This window comes from Denitrobacterium detoxificans, from assembly GCF_015062615.1.
Classification (GTDB): domain Bacteria; phylum Actinomycetota; class Coriobacteriia; order Coriobacteriales; family Eggerthellaceae; genus Denitrobacterium; species Denitrobacterium detoxificans_A.
This window is the reverse complement of sequence record NZ_SUUH01000002.1, coordinates 338165-362102: the sequence shown is the minus strand read 5'-3', so window position 1 is coordinate 362102 and position 23938 is coordinate 338165. Positions and strand designations below refer to the sequence as shown.

20 protein-coding genes and 1 tRNA gene are annotated in these 23938 nt (G+C 61.8%); 3 read left to right on the top strand and 18 right to left on the bottom strand.

The genetic code is table 11. The features are described from left to right. Window positions 1–4: 4 nt before the first annotated feature. Both E7002_RS04280 and rnd read right to left on the bottom strand, forming a co-directional pair. On the bottom strand, window positions 5–667 hold the full coding sequence (locus tag E7002_RS04280) for a zinc metallopeptidase (RefSeq protein ID WP_177168503.1): 663 nt from the start codon (window positions 665–667) through the stop codon (window positions 5–7). A 102-nt stretch (window positions 668–769) separates the two neighbouring features. Beyond that, on the bottom strand, window positions 770–1918 hold the full coding sequence (gene rnd, locus E7002_RS04275) for a ribonuclease D (protein WP_303727630.1): 1149 nt from the start codon (window positions 1916–1918) through the stop codon (window positions 770–772). A gap of 73 nt (window positions 1919–1991) precedes the next feature. Between rnd and E7002_RS04270 the strand changes: the two genes are divergently transcribed. Beyond that, on the top strand, window positions 1992–2900 hold the full coding sequence (locus tag E7002_RS04270) for a diacylglycerol kinase family protein (protein ID WP_303727629.1): 909 nt from the start codon (window positions 1992–1994) through the stop codon (window positions 2898–2900). 260 nt (window positions 2901–3160) lie between these two features. On the opposite strand, the gene E7002_RS04265 is transcribed toward E7002_RS04270, so the two are convergent. From E7002_RS04265 to E7002_RS04255, 3 genes are read right to left on the bottom strand one after another with little or no spacing between them, the layout of a single operon-like run. Further along, the gene (locus E7002_RS04265; RefSeq protein ID WP_303727628.1) at window positions 3161–4024 is read right to left on the bottom strand and encodes a TerC family protein; all 864 of its coding nucleotides are present in this window, start codon (window positions 4022–4024) and stop codon (window positions 3161–3163) included. A 27-nt stretch (window positions 4025–4051) separates the two neighbouring features. After that, on the bottom strand, window positions 4052–4612 hold the full coding sequence (locus E7002_RS04260) for a Fe-S-containing hydro-lyase (protein ID WP_303727627.1): 561 nt from the start codon (window positions 4610–4612) through the stop codon (window positions 4052–4054). A gap of 9 nt (window positions 4613–4621) precedes the next feature. Continuing rightward, window positions 4622–5467 carry a fumarate hydratase gene (locus E7002_RS04255; RefSeq protein ID WP_303727626.1) on the bottom strand — a complete coding sequence of 282 codons (846 nt, stop codon included), beginning with the start codon at window positions 5465–5467 and terminating at the stop codon, window positions 4622–4624. Window positions 5468–5587: 120 nt separating this feature from the next. Between E7002_RS04255 and E7002_RS04250 the strand changes: the two genes are divergently transcribed. Next, complete coding sequence (locus E7002_RS04250; RefSeq protein WP_303727625.1) at window positions 5588–6382, top strand: teichoic acid transporter; 795 nt, start codon at window positions 5588–5590, stop codon at window positions 6380–6382. Between the two features lie 883 nt (window positions 6383–7265). Here E7002_RS04250 and E7002_RS04245 read toward each other — a convergent pair. From E7002_RS04245 to E7002_RS04185, 13 genes are all read right to left on the bottom strand, one after another. Continuing rightward, on the bottom strand, window positions 7266–8627 hold the full coding sequence (locus E7002_RS04245; protein WP_303727624.1) for a hypothetical protein: 1362 nt from the start codon (window positions 8625–8627) through the stop codon (window positions 7266–7268). Window positions 8628–9017: 390 nt separating this feature from the next. Next, window positions 9018–10625 carry a UDP-N-acetylmuramate dehydrogenase gene (gene murB / locus E7002_RS04240; protein WP_303727623.1) on the bottom strand — a complete coding sequence of 536 codons (1608 nt, stop codon included), beginning with the start codon at window positions 10623–10625 and terminating at the stop codon, window positions 9018–9020. Beyond that, window positions 10618–12498 carry a TIGR03960 family B12-binding radical SAM protein gene (locus E7002_RS04235; RefSeq protein WP_303727785.1) on the bottom strand — a complete coding sequence of 627 codons (1881 nt, stop codon included), beginning with the start codon at window positions 12496–12498 and terminating at the stop codon, window positions 10618–10620. The genes murB and E7002_RS04235 overlap by 8 nt, the downstream gene beginning before the upstream one ends. A 12-nt stretch (window positions 12499–12510) precedes the next feature. Beyond that, window positions 12511–13815, bottom strand: coding sequence for a YcjF family protein (locus E7002_RS04230; RefSeq protein WP_303727622.1), 1305 nt, complete (start codon window positions 13813–13815; stop codon window positions 12511–12513). A 30-nt stretch (window positions 13816–13845) separates the two neighbouring features. Further along, the gene (gene rodA / locus E7002_RS04225; RefSeq protein WP_303727784.1) at window positions 13846–15030 is read right to left on the bottom strand and encodes a rod shape-determining protein RodA; all 1185 of its coding nucleotides are present in this window, start codon (window positions 15028–15030) and stop codon (window positions 13846–13848) included. 12 nt (window positions 15031–15042) lie between these two features. Then, window positions 15043–17187: a penicillin-binding protein 2 gene (mrdA, locus tag E7002_RS04220; protein WP_303727621.1), complete on the bottom strand. Its 2145-nt coding sequence runs from the start codon at window positions 17185–17187 to the stop codon at window positions 15043–15045. A gap of 9 nt (window positions 17188–17196) precedes the next feature. After that, window positions 17197–17715 (bottom strand): rod shape-determining protein MreD, encoded by a 519-nt coding sequence (gene mreD, locus E7002_RS04215; RefSeq protein WP_303727620.1) that lies wholly within the window; start codon window positions 17713–17715, stop codon window positions 17197–17199. An 8-nt stretch (window positions 17716–17723) separates the two neighbouring features. Next, the gene (gene mreC / locus E7002_RS04210; RefSeq protein ID WP_303727619.1) at window positions 17724–18644 is read right to left on the bottom strand and encodes a rod shape-determining protein MreC; all 921 of its coding nucleotides are present in this window, start codon (window positions 18642–18644) and stop codon (window positions 17724–17726) included. 15 nt (window positions 18645–18659) lie between these two features. Further along, window positions 18660–19709 carry a rod shape-determining protein gene (locus E7002_RS04205; RefSeq protein ID WP_066662920.1) on the bottom strand — a complete coding sequence of 350 codons (1050 nt, stop codon included), beginning with the start codon at window positions 19707–19709 and terminating at the stop codon, window positions 18660–18662. Between the two features lie 257 nt (window positions 19710–19966). Then, window positions 19967–20371, bottom strand: coding sequence for a nucleoside-diphosphate kinase (gene ndk, locus E7002_RS04200; RefSeq protein WP_066662922.1), 405 nt, complete (start codon window positions 20369–20371; stop codon window positions 19967–19969). Between the two features lie 36 nt (window positions 20372–20407). Beyond that, window positions 20408–21766: a tetratricopeptide repeat protein gene (locus E7002_RS04195; RefSeq protein WP_303727618.1), complete on the bottom strand. Its 1359-nt coding sequence runs from the start codon at window positions 21764–21766 to the stop codon at window positions 20408–20410. 52 nt (window positions 21767–21818) lie between these two features. Beyond that, a complete protein-coding gene (locus E7002_RS04190) occupies window positions 21819–22352 on the bottom strand; it encodes a peptidylprolyl isomerase (protein WP_303727617.1) in 534 nt (177 codons plus the stop codon). A gap of 49 nt (window positions 22353–22401) precedes the next feature. After that, window positions 22402–22477, bottom strand: a tRNA-Arg gene (locus tag E7002_RS04185). A 110-nt stretch (window positions 22478–22587) separates the two neighbouring features. Here E7002_RS04185 and rlmD point away from each other — a divergent pair. Beyond that, the gene (rlmD, locus tag E7002_RS04180; RefSeq protein ID WP_303727616.1) at window positions 22588–23904 is read left to right on the top strand and encodes a 23S rRNA (uracil(1939)-C(5))-methyltransferase RlmD; all 1317 of its coding nucleotides are present in this window, start codon (window positions 22588–22590) and stop codon (window positions 23902–23904) included. The last annotated feature ends 34 nt before the right edge of the window (window positions 23905–23938 follow it).

Here is a 23938-nt window from a genome sequence, read left to right as displayed (position 1 = left end):
AGCCCTAGCGACGCTGGCCGATGAGCCAGAGCAGCTGCAGCGCAGATACGAGCGCGGCGGCTACGTACGTGAGGGCGCAAGCGCGCAGCACGCTGAAGGCGCCGGCGCGTTCGCCCTGAGGCAGGCCCGCGGCTTCCAAGTACTGCATGGCGCGGTGACTGGCGTTGAATTCAACCGGCAGCGTGACCAGCTGGAACAGCACTGCGAATGCATACAGGATGATGGCCAGGTCGATAAGGCCTGCCAGGTTCATGAAGATGCCGGCGAGCAGAGCGATCATCCAGGCGTTCGAGGCGAAGTTCACCACGGGCACCAGCGCCGAGCGGAACTTCATGGGGCCGTAGCCCTGCGCGAACTGGCACGCATGGCCAACCTCGTGGCACGCCGTGGCAATGGCCGTGATGGACGGCTGGCTATACGCATGCGGGTCAAGCGTGATGGAGTTGTTGCGCGGGTCGAAGTGATCTTCGCTTTCGCCGCCGCGATGGAACGGCACGCCCTGCACGCCGTTGTATGCAAGCATGTTCTGGCCCGCCTGCACACCCGTGAGGCCCCAGGAAGAGGGCACGTTGGAGTACTTCTTGATCTGGGAGTTCACGTATGCCTGGGCGCCAAAGCCGATGACGGTGGATACGACGATGAGGATGATATAACCGGTAGAGAACATGAACAGGCCTTTCGTAGCCGCGAACGCACATGCGTTCGCTGTTTGTTTGAACAGGATTATATACGCAGTCCCTGCATAACCCCTACCCCCAGCAGGAAAAACCTACGATTCGCTCGTTTTCGTTACCTTCAGGTTGCCATCTTCCAGCGAGAGCGAAATCTTGCCGTCGAGCAGCTCGAGCAGTTCGTTGCCCACGATCTGCGCGCGCCAGCCCTTCAGCAGCTCCACGTCGCGATAGCCGCGCGCCAGCGACACCAGCTCGCTGTGGCCGGCCAGCGTCTGGAACGCCACGCCCGCCTCGCGCGAGCGCAGGCGCACGAGCGCCGACATGACGTCGATTTCCAGGTCGACGTTGTGCTCGTTCTTCTGCGGACGGTCGTGCGCGGGCCACTCCTCTTCGGGAGCATCCAGGCCACGCACCAAGGCGGCAACCACGTTGCGCGCGTCGGCCGTGCCCAGCTTGTCGGACATGCCGCGCACCATGAACAGTTCGTCGATGGTGCGAGCCTCGCGCTTGCACGCCTCTACGATCTGCTCGTCGGTAACGACCCACTTGCGCGGAATGTCGAGCTCGCGAGCACGCTTCTCGCGCCAAGCCGCAACCTCTCGCGCGGCGGAAAGCTGACGGCGGGAAAGCTGCGAGACGCGCTTCAGACGGCGGAAACGCTCGCGCGGGTCGTCGTGATAACGGCTCTCGTCGACAAGTGCGGCGAAATCGTCGTCGAGCCAGTTGATGCGGCCAAGCTCGGAAAGGCGCTTGGACATGCGGCGATACATCTTAGGCAGGTAGATAACGTCATCGGCAGCGTACTTGATCTGCGAGGACGAAAGCGGACGACGCGACCAGTCGGTAAACGAGTCCATCTTCTTCAGCTGCACGCCGCACACGTCGTTCACCAGGGCGCCGTAGCCAATCTGCTGCGTGTGCCCCATAAGGGCCGCGGCAAGCTGCGTGTCGAACACGGGCTTGGGCATGGCACCGGTTTCGCGGAGCAGGATTTCGATGTCCTGCGTGCCCGCATGAAACACCTTCATGATGGTGGGCGATTCCAGAAGCGGCACGATGGCCTTCAGGTCTTTCACGCCGAAGGGATCGATGATCACGGTTTCCTTGTCGGCCTGCATCTGCAGGAGGCAAAGCTTCGGATAGTACGTTTTCTCGCGCAAAAATTCGGTGTCGATGGCGAGAACTTCGGATGTCAACGCTCGGTCAACGAATGCCTCGAGCTGGGCCTGGTCGGTTATGAACACGCTTTACAATCCTTACCACATATGGGTATACCTAGTTAATACGCTTTGACATCATAGCAATAGAAGGGGCGCTGTGAAACTTCTCGTACTGAATAACCTATCTTCTGGATACGGCGGCGATCTCATTTATGACTTCGCGCGCTCGTTTGCCAAAACAGGCGATGAGGTTTGCATTCGCTGTGTCGACGCCGATTCGTCGTTCACGGAAGCGCTGGCCGACGCGTCCGAATTCGACGCCGTGGTGGCCTCGGGCGGCGATGGCACACATGCAGCCGTTTGCTATTTGCTACGCAACACGGGCACGCCCATCCTGCCCTTCCCCGCCGGCACCGCGAACCTGCTCTGCATGAACGTGATGTCGCCCATCGAGCCGTTTGCGCTGGCCCAGCTGGTGCGCGAGGGCGAGTGCCTCGACTTCGACCTGGGCGAGATTGTCACAAGCGAGGGCAGCCATGGCTTCTCGATGATGGCGGGCTGCGGCTACGACGCCACCATGATGGCCGACGCGCGTCGCGACAAGAAGCGCTGGGGGCCCGCCGCCTACTTCAAGGCCGCGTTCCAAAACCCAAACCCGCAGGTGGCGCACCTAAAGGTCACCGTCGACGGCGTCACGCACGAGCACGAGGGCGTGGGCGTCATGCTGGTTAACTTCAGCAAGATCCAGTTCGACATCTCCATCACGCCGCGCAACCAGCCCAACGACGGGGCGCTCGACGTGCTGGTGCTCACCACGCAATCGGCTTGGGACCTGCTGCCCACCGCGCTCGGCGCCGCGTTCGACCATTCGGGCGGCACGCTGGAAGCGAGCAATGCGCTCGTGTACTACCGCGGCCGCGACATCCGCGTGGAATCCGATCCAGAACTGCTGGTTCAGTACGACGGCGAGCCGCTGGAAGCGCACACGCCCTTCACCGCGCGCGTGCTGCCCGCCGCCTGCAAGATCATCGTCTCCGACGACGGCTACAAGCTGTTCACCGCGTAATAGGGCGGTTTGCGCCCTACAGCCACGCTGCGGGACGCCCTAGAAAAACGCCACCCAACTTTCACGCAAACGAGCGTGCGTGCGAGCCCACGCACGAACAGGTCTCGCACTCGAGCCTGCACGCATGCATACGCACTCGATCGCGCAGATGACCAGGCAAGCAACGAGCGTGCAACACGTTTACGCGCACCGAAACTTGCACCCCAAACGCAAAAAGGGCGCACGGGATACCCCGTACGCCCAATTCGTAGAACGCAAAGCTAGGCGTCGATTTCGCCCTTCTCGATGAGCTCCTGACGCATTTCCTCGCGGCCGCGCTCGATCTCGCGCTCGCGATGGAAGGCTGCGGCGCGCTTGTTGTACGTCATCTGGATGATCTCCATCACCAGGCTGAAGATCATGGCGAAGTACACGAGCACCTTTTCCAGCGACATGCCCAGCGCCTCGATCTCGACGCCCGTATGCAGGCCAAAGCCGTCGAGCGTAAGCAGCACGCCAATGGACAGGATGAACACCAGCGCCAGGATGGTGATCTCGGCGTGCTTGTTAATGAAGTCGCTCACCTGGTCGATGAACGCCATCATGAGCAGGATGGCGGAGATCACGGCGATGATCATGATGATCAGGTGCTCGGCCATGCCCACAGCGGTGATTACGGAGTCGATGGAGAACACGATGTCCATGACCATGATGGTGCCCACGGCCTGACCCAGGCCAATCTGGTGCGCCTTCTTGTCGGCATCGTCGCCATGCTTGGCGCGCAGCTCCTCCAGGGCCAGCATGCTACGCAGCTCGCTGGCGCCCTTGTAGATGAGGTAAATGCCGCCGGCAGCCAGCAGCATGTCGCGCACCGAGAACCCATGCGAGTAGAAGCCCAGGTCCACGGTGAAGACAGGCTGCGTCATGTGAATGAGCCACGACGCGAAGCACAGGAAGATGACGCGCATGACCATGGCACCCGCCAGGCCCAGCTTGCGGCCGATGTGCTGCTTGCTTTCGGGCAGGCGGTTCGTGGTGAGGGCGATGAACGCAATGTTGTCCACACCCAGGACGATTTCCAGGAATACCAGGGTCAGCAGGCTGATCCAAGCTTCCGCGGTAAGGAAAATCGAAAAGTCAATCATGTGATAGTGCTCCTTGGGTAAAACGTTCTATTGGCCAACGCGGTAGCGCGCGGGGCCTTCTTCGTACAGGTTCCCGCCGTGCGCATCGATGGCCACGATGCACGGGTAGTCTTCCACGACCAGGCGACGAATGGCTTCGGGGCCCAGGTCGTCGTACGCCACGACGTCGCACTCCTTCACCGACGAGGCGATGAGCGCGGCGGCGCCACCCACGGCGGCGAAGTATACCACGCCATGCTCCACCATGGCATCGATAACGCCCTGGCTACGCGGGCCCTTGCCAATCATGCCAGCCAAGCCGGCCTGCTCGATCATCTGAGGAGTAAAGGCATCCATGCGGCCGCTCGTGGTGGGGCCGCAGCTGCCAATGACGTGCCCGGGCTTGGCAGGCGTGGGGCCTGCATAGTAGATGACCTGGCCCTGCAGGTCTACGGGCAGCTCTTCGCCCGCGTCGAGCGCCGCAGTCATGCGCGCGTGCGCGGCATCGCGGCCCGTGAAGATAACACCCGAGATGGAGACCATGTCGCCGCAACGCAGCGAACGTGCCACTTCGGGATCGAGAGGAGTGGTAATGCGCTTGATATCCATGGCTCCCCCTTACAGTACGACGCTCTTGTGGCGTGCAGCATGGCAGTTCAGCGTAACGCCCACGGGCATGGTGGCAATGTGCGTGGGGTACGTCTCGATGTGCACGGCCAACGCCGTAACGCGGCCTCCAAAGCCCTGCGGGCCAATGCCCGAGCGATTGATGGCTTCCAGCAACTCAGCCTCGAGCTGGGCATACCGCTCGTCGGGATTGGGCGCGCCCACCTTGCGGCGCAGCGCTTCCTTGGAAAGCATGAGCGCCTTGTCGGCGTTGCCGCCAATGCCCACGCCCACGATAGTCGGCGGGCACGGATTGCCGCCCGCTTCCACCACGGCGCGCAGCACGGCATCCTTCACGCCCTGCAGACCCTGGGCCGGCTTCAACATGAACAAGCGGCTCATGTTCTCGCTGCCCGCACCCTTCGGCATGATGGTGAGCGTAACCGCATTGCCGGGCACCAGGCGCGTGTACACGATGCCGGGCGTGTTGTCGCCCGCATTCACGCGGTTCAGCACCGGGTCGACCACCGTGGACTTGCGCAGGTAGCCTTCGGTATAACCCTTCGCGATGCCCGCGTTGATGGCCTCCTCGAAATCGCCGCCCACGATGTGCGCTTCCTGCCCTACCTCGGCGAACACGATGACCATGCCCGTGTCTTGGCACATGGGCACGCCGTCTTCGCGGGCGATACGCGCATTGCGGCAGATCTTCTGCATGGCCCAGCGACCAAACTCGCTCTCCTCGCGCTCGGCCGCGGCGTTGATGGCCTCCTCGGCGTCGCGCGGCAGGTCGCACGCAGCCTCCATGCACAGCCGCGCCACTTCCTGGGTAATGGTGGCAGTTGAGATATCTCTCATGCTTCCCGGATCCTTCCCGTTTGTACTCTTGAAGGACAGTGTAGCGCCCCCGGGCCTGCCGTTGGGAAACCTCCAGACCGAATGCTATAATCTTCCCCTGTTATACGCTAAGGAGCATCTATGTTGGAAATCCCCCAGTTCCTTCGCCCGAAGGACACGAGCGCGCATACCGTAGAATCTTCCGGGCCCGTGCGCTACTACGACGGCAGCGCCCTGTCGCGCCCGCTCGACCTGCCGAAACGCTATTTCTACCTGCTGGGAGCAATCGCTCTCGCCGCGCTGGTCATTGGCGTTTCCTGGGGAATCAACTGCTACGCCAACGTGGTATACGGCAGCCAAGACGAACAAGACGCCGTAAACGAGATGCTCACCCGCGGCGAAACCATCCAGTCGCCCGCGCTCATCAATCTCGTGGGGCTCGACGCGCAGGGCGTCATCGACACGCAGGCGCAGCAGGGCCAGACGGTCATCGACATCTCGTCGGTTTCGAAGAACACCGAATACATCAACGTCATCAAGCTGCCTTCCGACGTTACCGCAGTTGACGCGCTTGCCTACTACACCACGGGAATCGCGAACCTCTCGACGTCGGAAGCCGTGAAGCTGCTCACGGGCAGCTGGCGTCTGGAGCAGCAAAACGCCGGCAACACCGACCTGCACCTTACCTACGCCGACTTCACCTCGGGCACGGTTGACGCCGCTGTCGCCAACGCCATGGCCGACCAGGGCTTCGATTCCGCGTCCGTGACCGATTCGGGCGTCGACTCGAACGGCAACACGTACCAGAAGGGCACCATCGAGGTCGATGGCGCCACCTATACCTGGACGGTAAGCGCCTGCGCCCTTTCCGAGGTGTACGACAACTCGGGTCTGCCCAGCACGGCGCAATACGTAGGCGTACGCCTGGCCGCGTAAGTCGCCGGTCGCGTAAGCTTCTAGCCCAATCCGCAGACCGCTCCCGATAGACATGCAAGCGCGCTCGCCATGAAACGGCAGGCGCGCTTTTTGCTGTGCGTATGTCCATTTACGAACACACTATTTTCGACGAAGCGCTTCATGTTACAGGCGCGCTTCTCGCCTCAATCGCTAGAAACACGCACCCTTGGGATTTCTGGAAATCCCAATTGGAGATGCAAGCACGCTGTTACGAAAATCCGCTTCCCAACGCAGGCACGAATCGCAACGGGCAAAGGAAGAATCGATGCCTACACGACATCGCTAGCTGAGCGCGCCAGCCACCCCAGGGCAAAATGAGCAAAATCGGGACCCGAAAATGCAAAAAAGTAATCGTTTACACGTTGCTCGTCACGCTGGGGCGAACCCCGCGTTTCGCGAACTGGGAAAACGCAAACCGCCATGCTCAGGATCGGGTCTAAAGACGCCCAAAGCCCTTGCAAAACGTCCAATCTACGTGTAAATGGTTACATTTCTTACATGAGGGCGCTGAAATCTGCTCAGTTTGCGAATCGCCCCGAAGTGCGACTGATCTAGCCCAGTTTTTGACACGAGAAGGGGGCGATTTGCACGCACTACATGTGGGATTATCTTTCTCAATCACAAACGAATGGAAACACCGACTAACTCGCCACGTCTTAAGGCGTCAGCACCAGAAATGCAATCCACTTCCGCAGATTTGACGCGCACCATTGGGATTTTCGGAAATCCTACAATTCACAGGCACCCGAAATAACGCGATCTGGGAAACGCAGACTACAGACCCCGACGGACACCCAAGCCCTTGGAATTTCCGGAAATCCCAATCGGGGATGCAAGCGCAAGCTCTACCCCTCGCAAGGCGCTACGAATTGGAAGACGACGCGGTCGCAGACTGGCTCGTTAGATCGCTGGAACTCGAAGACGAACCAGAGGAACCGCTACTCGACGAATCGCTCGAAGTGTCGGACCCCGTCGACGAGGAGCCACCCGTCGAATCGCTGCTCGAACCCGAGCTCGAAGAGGAACCGTTGCTTGACGCGCTATCGGACGAGCTTGAAGACTCGCTCGACGTATCGGAGCCGGCAGAGGACGAACCAGATTCCTGCGAGCTGGAGTTCTGTGCCTGCTGATCGGTCGCTGCATTGGAAGACTGGGCGGACTCGGCCTCGGTCTCGGCGCTCTTCTCGGTCGTTTCCTTTTCGCTGTCCTTGGGCTGCTGCGTCTCGGTTGGCGTCGAAGCGGAGGTAGAAGCGGCGTCGTTCGCGCTAGTCTGCGCAGTGGTCGTGCTCGGCGACGACAGCACCTCGGTGCTCCCCCAGCCCTGGCCACCAGTAACCAACGTCACCAGGCCCGCGGTAATGGCAATGGCGACAAGCGCGGCCACAACCGAAACCACGATCGCCCAGCGCTGAACCTGCGACTTACGCGCGCGATTGCTACGCGCCTTGATGAGCGAGTTGCGCGCTGATGCAGAACGACGGGCGGAAGCATGCGCACCATCACTCGAAGCGGTAGAGCGTTGCGCGTAGCCGGCAGCATCGGAGGACGCGTGCGAAGAACCATACGTGCTCGTTCCGGCAGCAACGGCCGCATTTGCGCCCTCGGCAGGTAGAACCGACGTCGCACCCTGAGCGAACGTAGAACGCATGGAGGCGTCGGCCTCCGAAAACGTCGCACTATCGGGCGGCAGCATCGACGTCGCGCCATCAGCAGATAGAACGCTCGTTGCAGCATCGGCTCTCAACGCGCTTGACTCGGCAGCGTATGCGCCATAGCGCACCTCGCCTGCGGGGACGACCAAAACCGTGGCAGCGCCCGCAGCAGCGGGAATCACGGACGTCGCATCAGCAGCGGCAATCCCCGTCGCGCCAGCAGCGCCAGCCGCACCCGACGCAACACCAATATGCGCCGCATTATCCCGCGATAGCGGAGAAGGCGCCGCTTGCCCAGCCAAATCCGACGGCGACTTGGCGGCATCGCCAGCCGCATCGTCGTTCGAACGAATCTTGTCGGCCGACTTCAGCATGATGTTCTTGTACACCTGGGCGGAAACCGTGGCCACGATCGAACCTACCGCCGTACCCAGCAACGAGCCCGCGATGCCAATCTGCGACGACAGCAAAAGTGACGTCACCGCCGCGAGCGCCGTAGCGATTACCTGGGCAAGAGATAGATTTTCGAACAACGAGCCTTTCTTTTTCGCAGCAACAGCCGTTTCGGTCATATACACTCCTTCGCATTTCTTCGTCCTCTACGCTAGAAGGGAATTCTGAAGAAAGCGTTAAGCGACACAGCGGTTTGTCGATTCGTTACGAAATGGGCGCAGAAGCCCAACAAGGCATACACGCCCTGGAGTACGCCGAAGGTGAACCGCGATAGTCGCGAGGGAATCAGCCGTAAGGCGCCCCGGACTCGATAAAGCCACCGCCAAGAGCCACAAAACGTAAGCGCTCACAACTAACAGTGCCGCAGCTCACGGGACGGAAACGGAATTACGGCACGCGCCACAGCAAAAAGCGCCGCGGCCACACGGGCCACGGCGCGTTACACGCTCTACACGGCGCACGGCATGGCAGTTACCACCCAGCGCCCAAGCCAGCGAAAAAGGCCCGCACTAGAACCCCCACATGCGCACTTCGGGATGCATCTCGACGCCAAACTGCTCGTGCACGGTACACTGGATGTGCGCGATGAGCGCCTGCACATCGGCCGCCGTGGCACCACCGGCATTCACCACGAAGCCCGTGTGCTTTTCAGACACCTGCGCACCACCGATGCGATATCCACGCAAGCCAGAATCTTGAATGAGCTTGCCCGCGAAATATCCCTCGGGGCGCTTGAAGGTAGAACCCGCGCTGGGCATCTCGAGCGGCTGCTTCGACGTACGACGCTCGGTAAGATCGTCGACGCGCGCCTGAATGGCCGCGGAATCATCGGGAGTAAGGTGCAACTTGGCAGACAGCACCACGTAGCCGCGATCGTCCATCATGCTATGACGATACGACCAGCACGCCTCGTCGTGCGAAACCGTAACGATCTGCCCTTCGGGCGTAAGGCACGTGACCTCTTCCGCCACCTGGGCAAATTCGCCATCGTAGGCACCTGCATTCATGATGGCGGCGCCACCCACCGTGCCGGGAATGCCCGACGCGAACTCGTAGCCCGCCAGGCCCGCAGCGCATGCAGCCTGGGAAACGGCCTCGTTCGTGGCGCCCGCCTGGGCGAACACGCACTCGTCCTCAACGTGCACCCGGGAAAACGCAGGCCCCAGTTCCATGACCACGCCACGCAGGCCCGCATCCGACACCAGCAGGTTGCTGCCGCACCCAATCACGTGCAGCGGCAGATCAAACGCACGGCATGCCGCGCAAACCGCCTGCACGTCCTCCACCGAAGCGGGAACGCAATACAGGTCGGCCGGACCGCCAATCTGGAAGGTCGTATGCGCGCTCATGGGCTCGCACGCCCGCATGCGCGTAGCCGGCAGCACGTCGCGCAACGCGCGCTGCGCGCACGTCACCGCATACGCCTGCGCACGCTCGCGCACGTCATCAACGCTGGGCGCCCCCGCATACTGCGCGATGCGCATGACGGTCTGCACGTTGGCACCCTCCACGTGCTGCATGAGCACGTCGGGACGCAGGCTGCCCTCGGGCTTCGCCTGCAGGCAGAACACGAGCAGATTACCCAGCGCGAACGGCTCGAAAGGCAGGTAGTCGGCCACATGGAACGTGCGCGTCTTCACCTTGCCCTTCTTCTCGCGCGTGACCTCGATATCCTGCGGCAACTGCAGCTGCGCGGCCGGCACGCCGCACTCCACCGCATACACGCCGAACGGGAACGCCACGCTTGCCGCAGTATCCTTCCGCGGAATGTAGCAGCACGAAATCATGGGGAACGCCGGCACCGAAGCCTCGTTCAGTGCGCGCAGCGCCTCTTCCTCGGGAACGCGCTCGGTAAGGAACACGTCGAAGATCTCGTGCAGGCCGCCCACGCCCACGGGCAGGGCTCCGCCAAACGCGATCTTCATGTGGGGCGAAAAGCCGTGCGTGATGGCGAAGGGCAGCTTCGCACGGCGCACGGTACGCTCCAGGTAATGGGTCATATCTAAATGCGAGAGCATGGAAACGCGCCCAATCTGGGCGTATTCCACGCGCAGACGGTAGAGCACCTCGGGCACGCCACCCAGCTCAATCGCCGATTTCGGTTGCGGCTTAGCCATGGCGCACCTCCTGCGTCTCAACCTGAATGCCGTAATCGGGGCACAGGCCACAACCCGTGCAGCCCTCGTACGAGCAATCGGGCGTGGTGACTTCCTTCAACGCGCGCTTGTACTCCACCTGCAGGTACTTCAGGTGAACGCCCGCGGAAATGTGCTGCCAGGGCAGAATCTCGGCAAGGTCGAAGCGACGACGCGCCATGGCGTCGATGTCCATGCCCAGCTCGGCGCCCGCATCGCGCCAGGCGTCCTCGCGGAAATGCTCGGTCCACGCGTCATAGCGCGAACCCTTGCGCCACGCCAGCTCCAGCAGGTCAGCGCACTCGCGCCCGCCGCGGCTCATGATGGCCTCCACGAAGCTCGTGGCGGGATCGTGCCAGCTCACGTTGATGGCGCGATACCGCACGCTATCGCGCAGCACGTTCACGCGGCGACGCGCCTCGGCAGGCGACATCTGCTCGCACCACTGGAACGGCGTCTGCGCCTTTGGCACGAACAGCGCGCACGAAATGCCAAACTGGATGCGACCGCGCTCTTCCGGCGGCACGACTTCCTTCACGCGCTCATACGCACGATTCACCAAGTCGGCAATGCCCTTCACGTCCTCATCGGTTTCCGTGGGCAAGCCCAGCATGAAGTACAGCTTGCAGCGGCGCCAACCCTCGCCGAATGCCGCAGTGAGCGCGCCGAACAGGTCATCCTCGGTCACGTTCTTGTTGATGACGTCGCGCAGGCGCTGCGTGCCCGCCTCAGGGGCGAACGTCAGGCCGCCGCGCTTTTCGCCCGCAACCATCTTCGCCATGTCGACGCCGAACGAGTCGAGGCGCTGCGACGGAATGGAAACGCGCACGCCCGTGCCCGACACCTGCTCGTTCAGGCGCGTGAGAATCTCGCGGATCTGCGAGTGGTCAGTCGTGGAAAGCGACGTGAGGCTCACCTCGTCGTAGCCCGTATGCGCCAGGCCCTGAAGCACGCCTTCCACGATGTTGTCGGCGGAACGCTCGCGCACGGGGCGATACATCATGCCCGCCTGGCAGAAGCGGCAGCCACGCGTGCAACCGCGCAGCACTTCGGCACTCAGGCGGTCGTGCACCAGGTCGCCAAAGGGCACCACGCACGGCTCCCAGCAACTGCTCGTGGAAAAGCCCTCGTAGATGCGACGCTTCACGATCTGCGGCGCCTCTTCCACCATGGGCTCAACGCGGAATCCCGCCTGGGCAGCCTCTTCCCCGGAAAGCTCGCGGTACAGGCTGGGAATGTAGTTACCCTCGATGCGTGCCAGGTCGCGTAGGATCTCCTGGCGGCTCTTCCCCGCCATGCGACCCTCGTGTACGCACGCAACCGTTTCGGGTACGGCTTCCTCGCCCTCGCCCACGCACATGCAGTCGAAGAACGGGGCGAACGGCTCGGGGTTGCACGTGCACGGGCCACCAGCCAGCACGAACGGATCGTCCTCGCCGCGGTCGGCCGCACGCAGCGGCACGCCCGAAAGATCGAGCGTTTCAAGCACGTTCGTGGCCGCCAGCTCGTGCGGCAGCGTGATGCCGATGCAGTCGAACTCGCGCAGGGGCGCGCAGCTTTCCAGCGAGAACAGCGGAAGGCCCTCTTCGCGCATGACGTCGCCAAATTCGGCCGCAGGCAGATACGAGCGCTCGGCCCACATGCCCTCGCGGGCGTTCACGGCATTCACCAGAATGCGAATGGCCTGATTGGCTTGGCCAAGTTCATACGTGTCGGGATACACCATCACGAGCGACGCATCGTTGGGATGCGCATCGAAGTCGTGATGAACGGACCCGAATTCATGATTGATGTAGCGTACCGGACGTTCGGCACGCGGAAGCAGACCCCGCAGACGGGGCCACAGATCGGTCATTGTACGCGGCATCTAACGCTTACCTCCGCGCGAATCGATAAACGAATCCACCATGGCACGGGCGAACTCGTCGGGCTCTATGCCCTGTTTACGGCAAAACACATGAATGGTCTCGCGGACGGCGGGAACGACCTCGCACACCGCATGACCAACGACCGGCGCCACGGCATCGGCCGATTTACGCAAAACGGGACCCGCCTTCTGGGCAACGGCGTACGCCGCAGGAAGGGCAACGTCGGTCGCGAACCCAATTACGACGGGGGCGGCCTGCTGCGCACGGGCGGCAACGCTCACGGCCGCCTTGCCGGCAACGTCTACCGCAACCTGAGCTACGGCCTGGGCATATGGCTGCACCGTGCCCTGCGCCGAAGAAACGGCCTCACGCACGCGCGCCAATGCGCGCTCTTCGTTGGGCTCTTCGTAGATACCATCGGACAGTCCCTCGAAATACGCGATGGTCGCGTGCCCCATGGCCTCGGTAGCACCAGCGCCGATGCCACAGCGAATAACGCCACCCAGCACCGGGAACGCCCCAATGAGGGAACGTGCCACCGAACGCGAGGCAAACGCGCCACCCAGCAGCACCAACAGCTCGCGCCAGCGATCCCTTCCCAGGGGCTGGCCATACGCTGCGGCAATCTGCAGCACCATCTTCGCCTGGTTGAGCGTCATAAGGGGCATGTCGGCACCGGGAATGAACGGCACCAGGCCAATGCCCGCATTCTGAACGGACGTGGCATGCACCGCTTCCAGCGAAAGCGGACGGCGCACAAACGGGAACGACAGCGCGAAGGCCAGGCGCTTCACGCGAAACGTCGCAACGATCCACTCACCCACGCCCATGAGCAGCGTGCGCTCGCGATCTACCGTGAACGGATACGGTTCCTGGTTGAACTCGTCATCTTCCGGGAATACACCGCCGTCGACCTGCGGGTCAGGCGCAACGACGTCGCTTTCCAGCAGCGGGCACCCCACTGCCTCGGCGATTTCGCGCACGAGGGCCGGCATATCGGTGACAGTGAGCGCGGGCACGCCCGCGGCAATGAGCGCCTGGGCAATGCTGCCCGTGCGCAGGCCCGTGCCAGCAACGATGACGGCCATGTCGTATTCGGAAGTTACTGCAGAGACGTCTTCCCAGTCGAACAGATCGACCTGCGCCTGCGAGGACTGCGGCGTAAAGGCGCGCGCAACGACATCGAGCAGCGAGGGCGACGATTCCGGGTCGACGAGCAGCGCCAAACGCAGCGGCATGGCGCGCGCGGATTCAATATCGGTTGAAGCATCGAGCACCGCGGTGGGATCGATGGGAAGCATCATGCATCTCTCCTTTTGCCGAGCGCGAGCGCTCTACCTACCGTTATGAGCCCATACCGAGCCAATGAAGCCCAGCATGACGAAATTGACCACCATAAACGAAGTACCGTAGCTCATGAAGGGCAGCGGAATGCCCGTAATGGGCATAAGGCCGCACGTCATGCCAATGTTCTCCAGAATCTGGAAGAGCCACATGCCGGCCGTGCACATGACGATGAGCGTGCCGAACATATCGTTGGCATTGTAGGCAATACGATAGCACACGAAGAGCAAGGCGGCGTAGAGCGCAATGAGAAGCAGCGCCCCCACGAATCCAAGCTGTTCGGCCAGCACGCAGAAGATGAAGTCGGTAGGCGATTCGGGCAGATAACCCAAGGTAGACTGCGTGGCATTGCCTAGGCCCTTGCCCAGCAGGCCACCGCTGCCAATGGCGATCTTCGCCTGCGTAAGGTTATAGCCGTCGCCCGTGGGGTCGTAGCTGTTGTCCAGGAACACGAGCAGGCGCGACTTCTGATAATCCTTCAGCAGCACGTCTTTGCCGGCGATGGAATCGGCGACGGGATCGAGGATGAGAATCGCCGCCACGGCAGCCGCCATGACGCCCAGCGAGATGAGGATGAAGCGCGGCCGCGCGCCACCCACGATAAGCGCCGTACCTGCGATGAATAGATACACCATGCCCGTGCCCAAGTCGGGCTGCGTAAGAATGGCCACCACGGGAACCATGAGAATGCCCAGCGCCTTCAGATATTCGCGCGCGCTACCCAGCTTACCGCCGTAGCGCGCGATGACGCTTGCGGCCAGCAGGATAACCGTGATCTTGGCGAACTCGCCTGGCTGGAAGCGCGCGGGGCCAATCTTCGCCCACGAGTTGGCGCCATTCACGGAAAGGCCAACGCCCGGTATGTGCGGCAACATGATGAGCACGATGTTGATGATAAGGAACAACGCCATGTAATGCGACAACTGGTGATAGTCATAGCGGAAGAGCAGCAGCATGAGCACGGCGCCCACGAGCACGCCGGAAAGCTGGCGCGTGAAGCTGTACGACTCGTTGCTCACCGTAGCCGTATACACGATGATCAGGCCATACGCAACCAGCGCCGCCACTACCAAAACGAGCGTAGGGTTGATGTACTTGAAGCGCGACGGGCGCGTGGCCGCCGCAATGCGCGCGTTGGGCGACTTCACCGAGTCGATCTGCGTCATGCGCTGCACGTTGCTCATGGGCTAGTCACCTCGCGAAGACGTCGTATCGGTACTGGAGGATTCCACCACCGTATAGGCACCCGTAACCGTGCCCATAGAATCGGCCGTAAGCGAGCCGTTGTCGTAGGCAATGGCTGCCTGCAGCACCTCGGAAACGATAGGGATGCAGTTGTTCGCCGCGGAAACGCCCTGCTCGGCAAGGCACGCGCACACGTACTTCGGGTTGTCGTACGGAGCGTAGCAGCAGAACCAGGAATAGTCCTTCTTGCCCGACACCTCGGCAGTACCCGTCTTGCCGGCCATTTCGAAACCGCAGCCAGAAAAATAGTTCGAATCGTAGTTGTTGAGGGTCATCACCTTGCGCAGACCCTCGCGCACCGTGGCAATGTGCTCGGCACTCATGGTGGGCTCGGCGATGACCTCGGGCTCGTACTTCAAAACCGTTTCGCCCAGCGAATTGCGCACCTCACGCAGCACGTGCGGGCGATAGACCTTGCCCGTGGCGATGCCGCAGTACGCCGCAGCATTCTGCAGAGGCGTGATGAGCACGTAGCCCTGGCCGATGGCCATGTTCGTCATGTCGCCACCCTGCCAAACGGCCTCTTCGGGGGCGTCCTTGAAGTACTCGCTCTTCCATGTGGGCGTGGGAACGCGGCCGGTGGCCTCGCCGGAAAGGTCGATACCCGTCTTCGCGCCGAAGCCGTATTCGCAAATGTAGTCCTGCATGGCGGTTTCCGAAAGCGTGCCGCTCTCGTAGAAGTTCTTCGCGATCTCGTAGAACACCACGTCGCAGGAGTTTGCAATGCCGTCGACCAGGTTCAACGTGCCGTGGCCCGCCGTCTTCCAGCACTTCTGGGCGTAGCTGCTGCCGAAGCCCGTCCACGTGCCCGTGCACGTCCAATCGCTGCTGGAGCTGGCAACGCCATTCGTGAGCGCGGCCATGGAGGTGAACGCCTTGAACGTAGAGGCGGCCGGATAGGTGCCGGCCACCGCGCGGTCCATAAGCGGGTAATGCGATTCCTCGGTGTTGAACTCGTCCCACATGTCCTGGGAAATGCCGCCGATGAAGCTTTCGGGTGTGAACGTAGGATAGCTGGCCATGGCCACCACTTCCCCATTCGTGGCATCCAGGCACACCACGGCACCACCCGTGGCGTTCGCGGAGCCCAGCTTGCCATCGGGCGCCAGGTACTCGCGCAGCGCGTCGTCGGCCACCTTCTGAACGGGACCGCGAATGGTGAGGTAGATGTCGTTGCCGCGCAGAGGAGCCGTCTCGCTTACCACCGACTGCACGTTGCCCTGCGCGTCGGTGAGCAGGGTGCGCGTGCCGTGATCGCCGGAAAGCAGATTCTCATACGTGTATTCCACGCCGCTCTTGCCCACCGAATCGCCCGACTGCAGGTTCTGACCCGCCGTCTCGTTCTCGAAATCCTCGGAGGAAGCGGTGCCCGTGTAGCCCAGGATATGGGCCGCCAGCGCGCCGTACGGATACGAACGCGACGTTCGCATCTCGCACGTAACATTCGGGAAGGCCGAAGCATGCTCGCTGATGAAGGCGATGTTGCGCAGCGTAACGTCGCTGGCCACCACGCGCATGCTCTGCGCGCCGCTCGTGCTATCCAAAATGCGCTGACGCACCACCTGGAACGGAATGCCCAGCAGCGCGGACAGGCGACGAACCGTATCGTAATCATCGGCCACATCGGACGATGCGAGCACCGTGTAGTTGGAACGGTTGCTCACCAGGACCAGGCCGTCGCAGTCGTAGATGACGCCGCGAGGCGCAGGCGTGTACACCGTGGAATACAGGTTCTGGGAAGCCTGGCTAGAATACTCGTCGGATTGCAGCACCTGCATGCTGAACAGCTTGGCGATAAGCGAGCCGAATACGGCAGCTGCCATGATGCCCATGGTCACGAAGCGGCTGGTAATGGCCTCGCCCGTAGAACCGCTGGCCGTCTTCGACGTGGATACTTCGGTATGCCCCGACGTGCCGAAGCCCGTCTTGTGCTTTTCGGGTGCCACGCCGTACGTGTCGATGGAATGAATCTCGCGCGAGGTGGCCACCTTGTCACGCGAGCGATTGCCCATGCGGCGTGCGACCAGCACGGCCACCACGATGACAAGTACCAGCGTTACTATTCCCGCAATAATGGCTGCAAGCATGGCAAACCCCTAGCGCAAGCGGGAAACGGACTTCATCTGCAGCTGCGAGTTCGTGAGCAGGCGAGACAGGAGCGGATACATAAGCAGGCCCACCACGCAGTCGTACAGCGCGCACGGAACGGCGCGATACGCAAAGGCTTCGATGGGGTTCAGGTTGCTGGAAAGGCCCAGCAGGAACGCCGCATAAAGCACGTCTACCACCAGGGCAAACAGCATGAGGATGACAAGGGGCATGAGCACCGTGCCGTTGGCGAAGGCGGCATGGGCGCGCGACGCGAAGAACGACGCGAGCACCAGCAAGAACGCCAGCGAGCCCACGGGACCGTAGCCCAGAAGGTCGCTTACGAAGCCCAGCACGAACGCGATAATGAGCACCGAGTCGTCGGAGAAAAGCATGGCCACAACGAGCGTGTAGACGATCAGGAAATTGGGCATGACCTGGAAAATAGCGATATTGGGAGCAACGACCACCTGCAGGAACACCGCGATGATCGCGCCGATAATGCAAATCTTCGTTTCGCGCTGCATCGTGCCTCCTATTCGCTGCTCGAAGATGACGAAGTTGACGAGCTCGACGACGAGCTAGTAGAGGTGGTCGTGGAGCTTTCGGCTGCGGCGCCTTCGGAATTCATGGCAGTAACCACCATGACCTCCTCGAGCGAGCCGGTGCTGGCGTTCGGTTCCACGATGATGGTGCGGTCGTCGTCGCCGGCGTTGCCGTCGACCTTCACCACGGTGCCGATGATGATGCCGCGATAGTAACCGCCGCCCAGGCCCGACGTGATGACGACGTCGCCCTTCTGCACGTCGACGCTGCTGGAAACGTCTTCCAGATACAGCAGGCCGTCGAACGAGCCCTTCAGGATGCCCTCGGCGCGGCTGGACTGAATCATGGCCGCGATACCCGTTTGCGGGTCGGCCAGCAAGCGCACTTCCGCGGTGCTTTCGGTGGCGGAGATAACCTGCCCCACCAGGCCGCTGCTGCCAATGACGGGCAGACCGGCGCGAACGCCGCTGGAAGTACCCGCATCGATGGTAACCACCAAGTTCCACGCGTCGGTGGAACGCGAGAGCACGCGGCACGTAACGCCTTCCATGCTGTACATGTCGGCCACGTTCATGAGCTCTTGCAGGCGCTGGGCTTCCTGGCGGTATTCCTCCAGCTCGGAAATGGTCTGACGAAGCTCCTGGTTCTCTTCCGTGAGCTCGGTGACCGTAGTGGCCTGCGTGGCGTCGGTGATGCTATCGGAAGTAGAATCTTCGGCGGCGGAAATAGTGGCGCTCACCAGCTTCAACGGCGTGAATACGCTGGATACGCCACCCTGCACCTTGTGCAGCAGGCCGCTGGAACCCTCGCGGGCGTACATGGTGACGCTCACGAGGGAAATGACCAACAGGACGATGAGCACCAAATAGGGCCGCATCGCCGATGGATCCTGTTTGAAATTCAAAGGCATACCGAAAAGCGCGCCTTACCTGGAACGCATGAGCGTCTGCTTCAACGCGGTGGGCGTTTCCAGAACCTTCAGGCAGCCCATAACCACGTTGGTAAGGGCCGTCTCGCTTACCCAAACGGGAATCTCGAGCTCGCGAGCCAAGTACTGGTCGAGGCCGGAAAGCAGGCCGCCGCCACCCGTGAGCAGGATGCCGTTCTGGATGATGTCGGATGCCAGGTCGGGGTTCGTCTTCTTGAACGTTTCCTTGATGTGGAGCACCATTTCGTCGCAGGAAGACTGCAGCGAAGCGCGCACGTCTTCCGACTGAATGGTAACTTCCTTCGGCTGTTCAGTGAGAACGTCCTGACCAGAAATAATCATGTCGCGCTCGCGGCCGTCTTCGAACGGAAGAATGGAGCCGATCTTGATCTTGATGACTTCAGCCGTGCGTTCGCCGATCTTGATGCCCAGCAGGTCGCGCAGGTACATGGCAATAGCCTCGTCCATACGGTTGCCGGCAAGACGCAGCGAAGACGACGTAACGATGCCGCCCAGCGAGATGACGGCCACTTCCGTGGTACCACCGCCGATATCGACGACCATGGAGCCGGTAGGCTCGGTTACGGGCAGGTCGGCACCCATGGCAGCGGCCATGGGCTCTTCGATGAGGTACGCCTGACGCGCACCCGCCTGAATGGTGGCTTCGAATACCGCACGCTTTTCAACGCTGGTAGCGCCGCAGGGAATGCACACGACGATACGCGGCTTGGGCTGCCAGGGGTACTTGCGCTCGACCGCCTTGTTGATGAAGGCGGACAGCATGGCCTCGGTGACGTCGTAGTCGGCGATAACGCCGTCATGCAGCGGATGTTCCGCCGAAAACGCATCGGGGGTATGGTTGATCATGTTCTTGGCTTCATGACCAACGGCAAGAACGCGGTGCGTGCTCTTTTCTATTGCAACAACCGACGGTTCGTTGATAACGATGCCTTCGCCCGTAATGGCAACCAGCGTGTTCGCGGTGCCCAGGTCGATTGCCATATCGTACGATGATCCCGCCGAGTTGAACCAATCCATAAACGACATAAAGGCAGTCCTTCATACTCGGAATTTCCAAATGCAAATGGTAACACAGCCACGTGGCGCACCACGTAAATTCATACGCGAACTATAATGCATACCCGCTGGTGCGAAGCCACGTACGCACGGTATTCCGCACGGTGCATGCCTGCTGGGCCCCGAAGGAACGAGCCCAGGCGACGCGAAACGCCCGCGCGCCCCACCCCATGGCACGAAAAAGGCCGGCTCCGAAGAGCCGGCCCCAAACTGCGATTTCTCGGCAATTAGTTGAAGAAGATGCCGATTTCGCGCTCGGCGGACTCGGGAGAATCGGAACCATGGATGACGTTCTCGTCCATGATCAGGCCGAAGTCGCCACGGATGGTGCCGGGGGCAGCTTCCGCAGGATTGGTGGCGCCCATGAGGGTGCGAACCTTGGCAACGGCGCCTTCGCCAGAAACGACCATCTTCACCACGGGACCGCTGGTGATGTAGGAGATGAGGCCCTCGTAGAAAGGCTTGCCCTCATGCTCGGCGTAGTTGGCCTGAGCCTGTTCCATGGTAACCATGCCCAGCTCCATGCGCTCGACCTTCAGGCCAGCGCGCTCGAAGCGATTCACGATCTCGCCGATGTGGCCATTGCGCACGCCGTCGGGCTTGATCATGGTGTAAGTCTTCTGTACTGCCATCAATAATCCTTTCTTTCCTGATAGCACTGCTAACGATTAGTTCTGGCTCGCGAAATAGAGCTCGATATTCGATATCTTCCAGCCAATGCCGTCACGCGACATGGTGATCTTGTACTGGACCTCGCCGCCCTCGCTGGTGGAAGCCGTTACGTATTCCACGCTGGAATTCATGGAAGCTTCCTGGCCGTCGATGGTGACGTTGGCATCCTGCACCACCGGGTCGAGCATCTTCTCGACCTTTTCGCTGGAAAGGTCGGAGGAGAACACCGAAGATGCGTTGGTGGGATCGGCGAAGAGCTGCTTCACCACGCTTTCCTGCGTGGGATAGCCATAGCCCTGGGAATAGGCGAACACGCCAGCGCCCGCGGCGAGCACGAGCACCACGATGAAGGCAACCAGGATCTTCAGGCCCACGTTGCGGCGCTTGCGATCCTGCCTGGCAACGCCACGGCTCCACTGCTCGATTTCCTCTTCGGTTGCGTTGAAGAAGCGCTCGTCGCCCGAATTGTACTTGTCGGACACGCCGTAGCTGTCGGCGTAGTAGTACGGGTTCTGGGCCGCAGCGGCCATGTCGGTTTCGTGGTAGATGGGAGCGCCGTCGCCCGGCACGTCGAGGCCCGACATGTCGGCCGTGGCAGCAGGGTCGTCTTCCACGGCGGCCAGCACCTGGGTGCCCTGGGCAACCTGGCCAATGGCGCGCTGGTAGTCGACGCTCGCGGCGTCGTTCAGGAAGTACGTCTTGTCGGCAAGAGCTTCCTCGAAGGCATTCACGGCCTGCTGGAACTGGCCCGTTGCCGTGTAGGCCTGGCCCATGTTCGCATACAGCTTGTTGCGCGTGGCAGAGTTCATGTCGAACTGCAGCGCGCTTTCGTAGGAAGCCACGGCGTCGGCCGGACGGTCGAGCGCCATGAAGCAGATGCCCAGGTTCAAAAGGGCCTGAGCGGGGTTCGGGTTCGCCTCGTCGAGTGCGGCGGAGCGGAACGCGGAACCAGCTTCGGCGGACTTGCCCAGCTTCAGGTAGGCCTTGCCCATGCCCGAATACGCCTTGTACACGGAATCGTACTTGGCATCGGAAACGGCAATCTCGAAATGCTTGACTGCATTCTCGTAGTCGTGCAGCGCGGCGTACGAATTGCCCAGATTGCAGTTCACGGCGCCGATGCCCTCGTACGAGTTATCGGCCGTGGCCTGCGTGTAGGCATGGATGGCTTCCTCGTAGTCGTGTAGCTTCATGAGGCAATTGCCGATCTGGTGATACAGCAGGCCCAATTCGCCTTCCGCTACTTCTTCCCCATCGCTTAAGCCCTGCAGGCACTGGGTGAAGCCCTCGAGCGCGGAAACGTAATCGTTCACGCCATAGGCTTCGCGTGCCCTCTGGAATAAGACGTTGTTCATAGTGCCGATCTGTCCTCTCGTGCCGAATGACTGCCAAGCAAGGGGGGCTTGACTAGTCGTTCGCGCCTTCGATGGTAATGTGCTCGATGACATCGCCCACGCGGAGCTGGCCGATGACATCCTTGCCCTCGATGGTCTGGCCGAACACGGTGTAGTTCGGATCGAGGAAGTGCTGGGCACCCAGGCACAGGTAGAACTGGGAGCCAGCGGAATTCGGATCCTGCGAACGGGCCATGGCCAGCGCGCCATCTTCATGCGAGTTGTTCGGGTTCGTGGTGAACTCCTCGCGGATGGTATAGCCGGGGCCGCCCGTGCCCAGGCCGCCGAAGGGATTAGCGGCAGCAGCCTGCACCTGCGCGGAATCGAGGTCGCGGGTGTTCGGGTCGCCGCCCTGGATGACGAAATTGGGAACATGGCGGTGGAACTTCAGGTTATCGTAGAAGCCCTTCTGGGAAAGCTCGACGAAATTGCCCACGTGAATGGGGGCATCGGCGCCCGCGAGCTGCACCTTGATGGTGCCCTTGGACGTTTCGATGACGGCGATTTCGTTTCCGTTGGGCTGATAAGCCGGGGTGTACTGCGCCATGTGCGCTCCCTTCCGAATTCATAGGGTACGTATGCACCCGTAATAAACCTGGTGCCCTCGACAGGATTCGAACCTGCGACTTTCTGCTCCGGAGGCAGACGCTCTATCCCCTGAGCTACGAGGGCGCATACACGATTTGTGATTATACGCTATCTTCCCTGTTTATCATCCCATGCACATTTGAACTGCATAGCCACTTGGTAACATGGGCGCATTGGCAAACAGAAGGAAGTACATGCAAACGAAACTGCACATAGATACGCTGGCGTACGGATCGGCGGCCATTGGGCGCGATGAAGGCGGTCGCGCCGTGTTCGTGGAAGGCGGCGCCCCGGGCGATACGGCCCTGGTGGAAATCACGGAGGAACGCAAGTCGTTCGCGCGTGGCCATGTAGTCGATGTGCTGCAGCCAGGCGAAGCGCGCGTGGCCCCCACCTGCCCGCTTGCCGGCGCATGCGGCGGCTGCTCGTGGCAGCACGTAGCCTATTCGGCCCAGCTGGAAGCGAAGCGAGCGAACGTCGTGTCGCAGCTGCGTCGCGTGGCGCACGTCGACGCGCTGGAAGTCGAATCACTGGTGGCGGCCTGCGTGCCCTCGAAGCGCCAGATGGGATACAGGAACAAGCTGGAAATGGCCTGCGAGACCGACGCGCAGGGGCGTCTGCAGCTGGGCTTCCGCAAGCCAGGCTCGCACGAGCTCTGCCCCGCCAACGCCTGCCCGCTGGCCCATCGCACCATCGAAAAGGCGCCCAAGGCCCTGCGCGGCGCGCTGCGCTATCTGCAGGGTTCCGGCGATCTGGGCATCTACCGCGTGGGCGTGCGCAGCAGCCTGCGCACGAAGGATACGGAAATCGCCCTATGGACGCGCCCCGGCAGCTTCCCGCGTGCCGCTGCGGCAAAGACGCTCGCCAGCACGCTCAAGGCCACGAGCATCGTGCGCGTCATGGCCGAAGAGGGCTCGGCGCGCGCCGTGAAGGGCGTGGAGGTGCTAGCCGGCAAAGGCCACTGGACGGAAGACCTGTGCGGATTCACGTACCGCGCAAGCGCCCCCAGTTTCTTCCAGGTGAATACCGCCCAGGCGGAAAAGCTCGTGGAGCTTGCCCTGGAAGGCCTGCAGGTAACCGAAACCGACCGCATCGCCGACCTGTACTGCGGCGTGGGCACCTTCACCCTGCCCCTGGCCGAACGCTGCGGCGACGTGCTGGCCGTGGAAAGCGCTGGCTCCAGCGTGCGCGACCTGCGCGCCAATGCCGATAGCGCCCAGCTATGGGTCGACATCATCGGCGGCGACAGCGCCCGCGAACTGCCCGCCATGGGTCACTTGGACGCCCTGCTGGTCGATCCGCCCCGTTCCGGACTGGCCGACGGCGTGCCCGCAAGCATCGCGAAGGCCGCGCCCCAGCGCCTGGCCTACATCAGCTGCGACCCGTGCACCTGGGCGCGCGACGTGGAGCGCCTTTCCAACGAAGGCTATCGCCTTACGAAGGCCACGCCCGTGGACCTCTTCCCGCAAACCTTCCACTGCGAAGTGGTGAGTATATTCCAACGTGCCTAATGCGGTAGAATACCCACAGCACCAAGCTAAGGAG